Genomic DNA, 8,602 nt, shown 5'->3' with positions numbered 1-8,602 from the left:
TAACCATGGACTGCACCAAAAAACGGGCCGGCGTTCCGGAGGATATTGTCAATTTGATCACCCCACCGGCCGCCACTATCAACATGCACGCTTGCGCAGCCGAGATGCCTATTTACGCTCTGTTTGCAGCTCAGATTTATGGCATCCCCCTCACCATCCCTAACTTTATCACCATCGTAATCCTGGGTGTCATCATGGCTGCCGGTGTAGCCGGTGTTCCGGGCGGCGGGATTATCATGTCGGCTGTGCTGCTGCAAATCATGGGGTTGCCGCTGGACATCGTACCTTGGATTGCCGGTGTCTATGTCCTCATCGACATGCCCAACACTATGCTCAACGTCACCGGCGATACAGTGGGTATGGTGTACACAGCCGCCAAGCTGGGTGAGCTGGATCGTGAAACCTTCGACCGTCCGAAAGGTATGAGTTAACCCGCGCTGCAGTCCCGCTCGTTAGCCCAACTTTAAGGTCCTGTTAACGTCCGTCAACAAAGAGGAATCCTGCCGGCAGCTTCTGTACCCGGACCAAGGATTCCTCTTCTGTTCCTACATAACCATAACCCTGGCTGAAATACTAGTTTCGACACCATAACCAGTACCGGAAAGGAGTTGTTTTTCTGATGGGAATCACCGCCAGCACCAAAACCCAAGGCGTGATCGGTTTGGTGGGTCATGTGGGAGTAGGCCATGTCCACAGTCACCTGGGTTTTGTCCAGGATGACTCCGGCGGTCTGGCTGTAGCAGCTTCAGTGCTTAGACAGGCCCTGCCGGTGGACACCACAGTGGAGCAAATAGCTTGTGACATAGCTCAAGGCACAATCACCGTAACCACAGCCGGAGGCGGTACCGGTAGGGCTGCTCCCCGGCGCGGCCTAACCCCGGCCGAAGCCGACCTTATGCAGGCTGTGGTGGGACAAGAGGCCGTTTTTACCCAAACCTTGGCCGTACGCACCTTCGGCCGCATGTACGGCCAAGGAGTCAGCGAAACAGCAGTAGCCCTGCAAGCGGCCCTGGCCTTGGCCGTCCTCGATACCTGGGCCCAAAACTACCCGGATCGTTGTTCCGTGGTGGACGAAGACGTGCCCGGCAACTGCGGCCGTATCCTGGGCACAGTGGTGGAAATAGCGGCCGTCCCGGTTTCGCTGCTGGCGGTGGTAAACGCCACCGGCGGCGGCCTCGGCCCAAACGAAGACTTGGAAGGTAACATCAAGGCCGGCGCTAAAGGCCGCCTGATGCAAGAGCTTGCCCTGGACAGTATTCCCACTGTTATCGTGGAAGGGAAAATGTTTGTCCCCAGCGTCTGCCAGGACATAACCGAGCCTGCTTTATGGGTTCGGGCCCAAGAAAAAGTAGATAATACCACTGTGGCTCGCTGTCTGGCCGCAGCAGCCCACGAGCGCGGAGTTCCTTGCCACTTATCCCTGGACGCCCTGCCGCCAAGCCCAGGTGCCCTTAGAGCCGCCACCTACGATCTGGGCCAGAAGATTGCCCGGCTAGGTCAGCGTTTGTCCCAAGCCGAGCTGGCCGCCGACAAAGTAGCCCTGGTGGCTGAGCTAGCCCTTATCATCAGCCAGGACGCCGGCGGAGTAACCTTCATGTCAGACTCCCTGCATGAAAAAGTACGAGGAGCCGGGTTGATGCCGGGCACAGCAGCTGTTCTGTCTTTACTGGTACCACCTGCTTCTGCCTCCTGGTGGAAAATTCCCCTCCTCACCCATGACGATGTCAACCGGTACATCAGCATCATTACTGACGCTATCCCCCTGCTGGCCGATCAACTGACTGCCGCTCAGGGAGAACTCAACCAAGCAGCCCACACCTGGCCATCCATATAAGGGCATTCTTTTACGTCATCAAAGGGCATTCCTTTATCATCATAAGGGCATTCTTTTATGTCATCCTGAGCGCAGCGAAAGATCTTGAACAAGATTCCTCTCAGAGCCGCCGATCATGGTGTCGGCGCGTCGCTATGGAGTACGAGTACTATCTACGAAAGGAGAAACCCCAATGAAAAGGATTTTGTTTATCACCACCGGCGGGACCATCGCTTCTTCCCGGGGTGAAGAAGGCTTTTCCCCTACTTTGGCCGGTGCAGATTTGCTTCAGGCCGTGCCCGAACTGGACGGTCTGTGCCAAATCCAGATTCAGCCGGTACTGAATATCGACAGCTCCAACATGCAACCGGAAAACTGGGTTACCATGGCCGAGACCGTGTTTGCGGCCCGGGATGATTATGACGGGGCCGTGATCGCTCACGGAACCGATACCATGGCCTATACCTCCGCTGCCCTCAGTTTTATGCTCAGAAACATCACCATCCCAGTGATACTGACCGGATCACAAATCCCCATGGGTGAACCGGGCAGCGATGCCCCCAAGAATATTTACGATGCCTTCTGTTTCGCCTGTGACCAGGTAGCCGGGGTATACATTGTCTTTGGCGGAAAAGTCATAAACGGTGCTCGAGCCACAAAAACTCACACCAAAGACTTTCAAGCTTTTGTCAGCCTCAACTATCCGGAAGTGGCAACCATCCATTCCGGCCAAATAAACTACCGGTCGGTCCCAGCCCGGGGGCCTGTGGCCCCGGCACAGCTCAGTGCCGATCTTTGCCCCGATGTGTGCTTAATCAAGTTGGTGCCAGGAACAAAACCGGAGTTGTTGGCGGCGGTTAAGACCCTGGGTTATCGCGGAGTGGTGATTGAGGGCTTTGGTGCCGGCGGCGTGCCGTTTACCGGGCGGAACTTGGTGCCTAAGATTGAAGAACTACTTCAAGCTGGCATCGCTGTGGTTATCACTACGCAATGCCCCTACGGCGGTGCCGACCTTACCTTGTACGAAGTGGGTCAAAAAGCACTAAAGACCGGAGCCATTCCCGCCTATGATATGGCCACCGAAGCGGTGGTGACGAAACTCATGTGGACCTTAGGCCAAACCGCCGATTTGGCTGAAGTGGCCCGGATCATGCTTACCGACTACGTGGGTGAAATCAGGATCCCGAACAAACAGGACCAGGGCTAACAAGAAACCTCCGTTGGCCAGGAGCTACCTCTTCCGCACTTGGAGCCCGAAAGAAATGTCCTTCTCTTGATCAGGTAACCTGCCTGGTCTTTTTTTTACCACGTGATCTGTGTTACAATTACAACCGAAAGGTGGCTCTTTAACAATGCAGCACAACTCGCAACCAGTCCGCCGGCCCAATAGCAACCTGGCCAGTTTGCTGGATACTACGGCCGGCAACGCCAAAGCAGTGGACAAACATATCTGGGCCCTGACTCTCCCCTCTTTAGTCGAGCTCATGCTGGCAACGCTGTTCGGCATGGTGGATATGGTTATGGTGGGCCATGTCAGCACCGAGTCGCTGGCGGCGGTGGGAATAAGTAACCAGCCCATGATGCTCATCCTGTCTGTGTTCCAGGCCCTCAATGTGGGCACTATGGCTTTGGTAGCCCGTTTCACCGGCACCGATGACCATCAGTCTTCCTGCTCAGTCCTGAAGCAGACTCTAATCCTGGCTACATTAGTCGGTACTGTGCTCAGTGGGTTGGGGTTTGTTTATGCGCGCCGGATAGTGGCATTCATGGGAGCGGAACCCGAAGTAATCCCCGCCGCGGCAGCCTATTTCTCTGTCACCGCCTTGGGGACTGTGTTCGTGGCCGTTATCATGGGCATCGGGGCGGCTCTGCGAGGGGCTGGTGATACAGTCACCCCGATGAGATATAATCTAATCTCCAACTTGCTCAACGTATTCGGTAACTACATCCTGATCTTCGGTAAACTGGGTTTTCCCGCCTTAGGCGTAACCGGAGCGGCCTTATCTACTACCTTATCCCGTGGCCTGGGTATGCTTATGGCCCTTTATGCTGTTTACCGTCCTTATTCACTGTTTAGACTCTCCACCCGCCAAACAACCCGGATCGATATTGCGCTCATGAAGCGCATACTCAATATCGGCCTTCCCTCCGGCTTGGAACAACTGGTGCTAAGAACAGGGCAAATAGAATTTGCCCGCACTGTAGCCGGCCTCGGCACTACCGTATTTGCCGCCCATCAAATAGCGATTAATGTAGTCGGACTCTCCTTTGCCCCGAACCAAGCTTTTGGCATGGCTGCCACTACCCTGGTCGGCCAAAGCCTGGGCGCTAACCGGCCGGATCTGGCTGAAACATGTGGCCTCCGAACAAGACGGCTGGGTATGTTGGTAGCCGCATCCATCACCACTTTGTTTTTCTTCTTCGGTCAGCAAATAGCAGCCATATATGCCGACGATCCGGCCGTCGTCAAAATGGCGGCCGGAGCCCTGAAGATCGTGGCTATTATGCAACCCTTACAGTCTACTCAATTTATTTTGGCCGGGGCCCTACGCGGCGCCGGTGACACCCGCTGGCCTCTACTGTCCACCATGATCGGGATTTGGGGTATTCGAGTTGTGTTCGCTAAGCTCTTCATCAGCATGGGTCTAGGGTTGACAGGTGCTTGGTTGGCCCATCTTTTAGATCAGCTTTTCCGGTCCATTTTCATCCACACCAGATATAGTTCCCAACACTGGAAAACAATAGAGGTATAGACCAATGCCAAAGGCACTATTAGTTCTTTATAACACCTGCCCCGAAGTGGAAGAACCTGATTGGATAACAGCATGACGTAATGTAAGATACAGCACTTTACTCTGTTTATGTAAGAAGGTCCGGCCTAGGCCGGACCTTCTTAGCTTATCCTTTTTCGGCTAAATACTTGACCAAGTTTGCCCGGGTTATAATGCCGAGGATTTTCCCGCTGGCATCCACCACCGGAACCCGGTTCACCCTTCTTCTGGTCATGATGCGGGCAATTTCCTCACCGGTAGCATTTTCCTTTACCGTCGCCACCTTACTATACATAACATCTTTTACTTTGCTCTTCTTTAAGATCTCGAACCCTTTGCGAAACGAAGCAATGTCTGTAATCTGAGTATACGGCGATACCCACTTAGAAGAACTGATCAGAGGAATCACATGCGTACGGCTGGCATACTTCACAATATCGGCCTCACTAACAATGCCCACTACCGCCTCAGCTTCGTTCACCACCGGTACTCCGCTAATATTATGGCTAGCCATAAGATCTATTGCCACGGCAATGGACGTCTCCGGCGTTACCGTAATCACCGGGCTGGTCATAATCTCTACCGCCGTCACCTGCACAACAATTCCTCCCTTCCTTTGAGATTCAATCGTCCTACTATTTCGTCACTAATTCTGACTCTACTTCTGATTTCTTCCTGGTGTCCCTGTCCATAACTACGACTTATCTTGTTCTGATATTCGCTTTACATAACCCAAATCCTGCAGCAGAAGCCAAAAAAGCTGTCTGGCGAAGGAGTAGGCCTCCGGGCCCGCCCGATAAATAAAGGCCCAGCCTGCCCAGAGCGTAGCGTAGGGAGCGAAGCGGAGGGAAGGCTTTGCCTGAAGGATTTTCTTTAAGATTCTTCAGTCGCTTTGCTCCTTCAGAATGACTAGAAACGCTTTTATTTATCATGGCGCGGTAACGAATAGATATTCCGAGTGAAACGAGGAATCTTAAGTCTGAGGTCGCAAGATCCTTTGCTATCGCTCAGGATGACAGGTAAGATTGCTCTGGTCGACAAAATACTCGTACGCATTTTTCTACCACTTCAATTATATTCCATCTAATGCTAGAGGTAAAGACCCTATTCCATAAATTCCCATAGGGCCTTTAATCCAATAGATCCGAGTTTATTGGTGGTAACTGGGCTTAATATTAACCCTACGCAGTAGATTGGCATTAGTCACCACCGTGACCGAGCTGGTAGCCATGGCAATCTCGGCAATCACCGGATGTAGCAGGCCCAAGACAGCCAGAGGAATGGCGATGCTGTTGTAAAAGAAAGCCCAAAATAGGTTTTGCTTAATCTTGGCGAAAGTGGCCTTAGAGAGCTTAACCGCTGTCACCACGCTGCTGAGGTTCCCGCCCACCAGGGTGATGTCAGCCGCCTCAATGGCAATGTCGGTACCGGTACCGATGGCAATACCTACGTTGGCCTGGGTCAGAGCCGGGGCGTCGTTGATACCGTCGCCCACCATAGCTACTTTCTTACCTTCTGCCTGTAGCTTTTGAATCTCGGCCACCTTGCCATCCGGAAGAACCTCGGCCAACACCTGCGAGATACCTACCTCTCGGGCAATGGCAGCCGCCGTCCGCTCATTGTCACCGGTGATCATGGCCGTGGTGAGCCCCATCTTCTTCAGCTCAGCGATGGCCGCCACCGAATCTTCTTTGAGCGTATCGGCCACGGAGATGATACCCAAAAGCTGCCCTCCGCGAGCCACCAGCATGGCTGTCTTGGCCTCTTCTTCCAACCGGTTCATTTCCGGTGCCATTGTACCTGGGTCGATACCTTGTTCCGTCATCAGTTTCCGGCTCCCTACCAGGACAAGCTGATCATCGACCGTAGCTCGGACACCGCGGCCGGTGACAGCGGAAAAACCGGCGATATTAAGCAGGCTAAGGCCTTTGGCCTTGGCGTAATCTACGATGGACTTTCCCAGTGGGTGCTCCGAGCCTGCTTCGGCGCTGGCCCCGTATAACAGCACATCGTTCTGGTTAAAACCGGAATCAGCCACAATATCGGTGACTTCCGGCTTACCCTTAGTAATAGTACCGGTCTTATCAAACACAATAACGTCCAGTTCTTTTATCGTTTGGATAGCTTCCCCACTGCGAATAAGAATTCCATTCTCGGCCCCCAGGCCGGTGCCCACCATTAAGGCCGTTGGGGTAGCCAAACCCAAGGCACACGGACAGGCGATTACCAGCACCGCCACTGTAGCAAATATAGCTAAAGTGAAGGAGCCCAGGCTGGGGTTAACCCACGGCAAAAAACTTTGGGCCCAGTACCCCACCGCCCGAAGCGAGTCCGGAAACAGTAGCCAGGCTACCAAGGTAAGAGCCGCAATGGTCATCACTGTGGGCACAAAGATCCCAGTTACCCGGTCGGCAAATTCTTGGATCGGAACCTTAGTCCCTTGACACTCCTCTACCATCTTGATCACCTGGGCCAAGAAGGTGTCCTTGCCCACCTTGGTCGCTTTTACTTGGAGCAGACCCTCATGGTTAATAGTAGCCCCGATAACTTCTTCCCCTACCGTCCTCTGAACCGGCATGGACTCGCCGGTGGCCATGGACTCGTCCAGAGAGCTTCGGCCGGCCACGATCACGCCGTCGGTAGGGACCTTTTCGCCTGGCCTTATCACCATCACGTCACCCACTTTGACTTGCTCCAAGGGAACCTCCTTTTCTTGCCCGTCCACCAAGATCCTGGCTGTCTTGGCTTCCAATTGGAGCAATTTCTTGATGGCCTGGGAGGCCCGCCCCTTAGCCTTGTTTTCGATATAGCGACCAGTCAAGTGAAACGACATAATCATAGCCGAAGTTCCGGCGTAATTCTCGATGGCGGTAAAAAACACCGCCGGACCGGTGGCAAAAGCCGCCAATGACCCCAGGGCAATGAGGCTGTCCATATTGGCACTGCCGTGAAACAGAGATCGGATACCGGATCTCAAGGTGTTCCGGCCTACCCAAAATACCACCGGGGCCGCTAACATAACCAGCCCGGCATCAAAATACCGAGGAAAAGGCCAACCGTGGATACCCATAATCATACCGGGAAGCATCCATAACATAATGGGAACTGTGAACGCCCATGCTCCCCACATCTGGCGGGCTGCCTGGCGTACCTTGTCCAGGTCATCATCCCGCTCTTCTTTTGTTTCCTCAAAAATAGCGGCTTTGTAACCACTAGCCGTCACAATGCCTATTATTCTTTCCACGTCGATCGCAGCCGTGTCGTATTTCACGTAAGCTTTTTCGGCCGCCAAATTCACCGCTGCTTCTTTTACTCCCGCTGCCTCCTGCAAATTACGTTCGATCTTGCTGGCACAGGCAGCACAATTCATATGGCCGATGGCTAGCGTAACCTTAGCCGTTTCCGTCTTAACTCCATAACCGACGCCGGTTATCGCCGCTTCAATGTCGCTACGTTCCACCACGCCGGGATCATACTCCACATAAGCCTTCTCGGCCGCCAAATTAACCTGAGCCGAGTATACCCCCTCCAGATCCTGCAGCGTCAGCTCAATGGTCCTGGCGCAAGCGGCGCAGCTCATACCCTCTAAAAGCAAAGTATCTTTCTTAAACATAGCTCGATCCATTGTCGTTCACCCTTTCCGCTATCTTCCCAGAGCTATGAAGTAATCCCCATACCCCTATGGGGTATTTTGATACTAGTATACAGGGTCTGCTTACTCCTGTCAACAGGAATACGGCCGATCTGGCGTAACGGTAGATTTTTGTGCTGGTCTGGCACAAGTGGTACGAATTTTGGGCTGGCACAGAGGCCAGCATCTACAGATGTGCCCCACAGGATTGCTTCTTATGTGCACAAAAAAAGCCCTCCACCTGATCATCCAGATGAAAGGCCCATATTACCCCATTCGGCTATTCTCAGCCAACCGTCACCTTTGTCCGTAGCGCTCGGCCAAATCCTGCGCTTCCCGCTCCACAATCTCCGGCGGCAGTACCACCGGCCGACCGATAAGATGAGC

The 8,602-nt window shown here is 53.6% G+C and carries 6 protein-coding genes; 4 read left to right on the top strand and 2 right to left on the bottom strand.

The genetic code is table 11. The features are described from left to right. The 4 genes from GX016_05705 to GX016_05690 form a co-directional block, all read left to right on the top strand. The coding region (locus GX016_05705) for a dicarboxylate/amino acid:cation symporter (protein HHT71054.1) at positions 1-431 on the top strand (431 nt) is incomplete at its 5' end. A 188-nt stretch (positions 432-619) separates the two neighbouring features. After that, on the top strand, positions 620-1,834 hold the full coding sequence (locus tag GX016_05700; protein HHT71053.1) for a hypothetical protein: 1,215 nt from the start codon (positions 620-622) through the stop codon (positions 1,832-1,834). A 172-nt stretch (positions 1,835-2,006) separates the two neighbouring features. Then, positions 2,007-3,020, top strand: coding sequence for an asparaginase (locus tag GX016_05695; protein HHT71052.1), 1,014 nt, complete (start codon positions 2,007-2,009; stop codon positions 3,018-3,020). Between the two features lie 145 nt (positions 3,021-3,165). Then, positions 3,166-4,566 (top strand): MATE family efflux transporter, encoded by a 1,401-nt coding sequence (locus GX016_05690; protein HHT71051.1) that lies wholly within the window; start codon positions 3,166-3,168, stop codon positions 4,564-4,566. 145 nt (positions 4,567-4,711) lie between these two features. Here GX016_05690 and GX016_05685 read toward each other — a convergent pair whose 3' ends face one another. Both GX016_05685 and GX016_05680 read right to left on the bottom strand, forming a co-directional pair. Then, on the bottom strand, positions 4,712-5,182 hold the full coding sequence (locus GX016_05685) for a CBS domain-containing protein (GenBank protein ID HHT71050.1): 471 nt from the start codon (positions 5,180-5,182) through the stop codon (positions 4,712-4,714). Positions 5,183-5,734: 552 nt separating this feature from the next. Next, positions 5,735-8,209, bottom strand: coding sequence for a copper-translocating P-type ATPase (locus GX016_05680; GenBank protein HHT71049.1), 2,475 nt, complete (start codon positions 8,207-8,209; stop codon positions 5,735-5,737). Positions 8,210-8,602: the final 393 nt, after the last annotated feature.

This window comes from Bacillota bacterium (assembly GCA_012837285.1).
GTDB lineage: Bacteria > Bacillota > DTU030 > DUMP01 > DUMP01 > DUNI01.
This window is presented reverse-complemented; position numbering and strand designations above follow the sequence as displayed.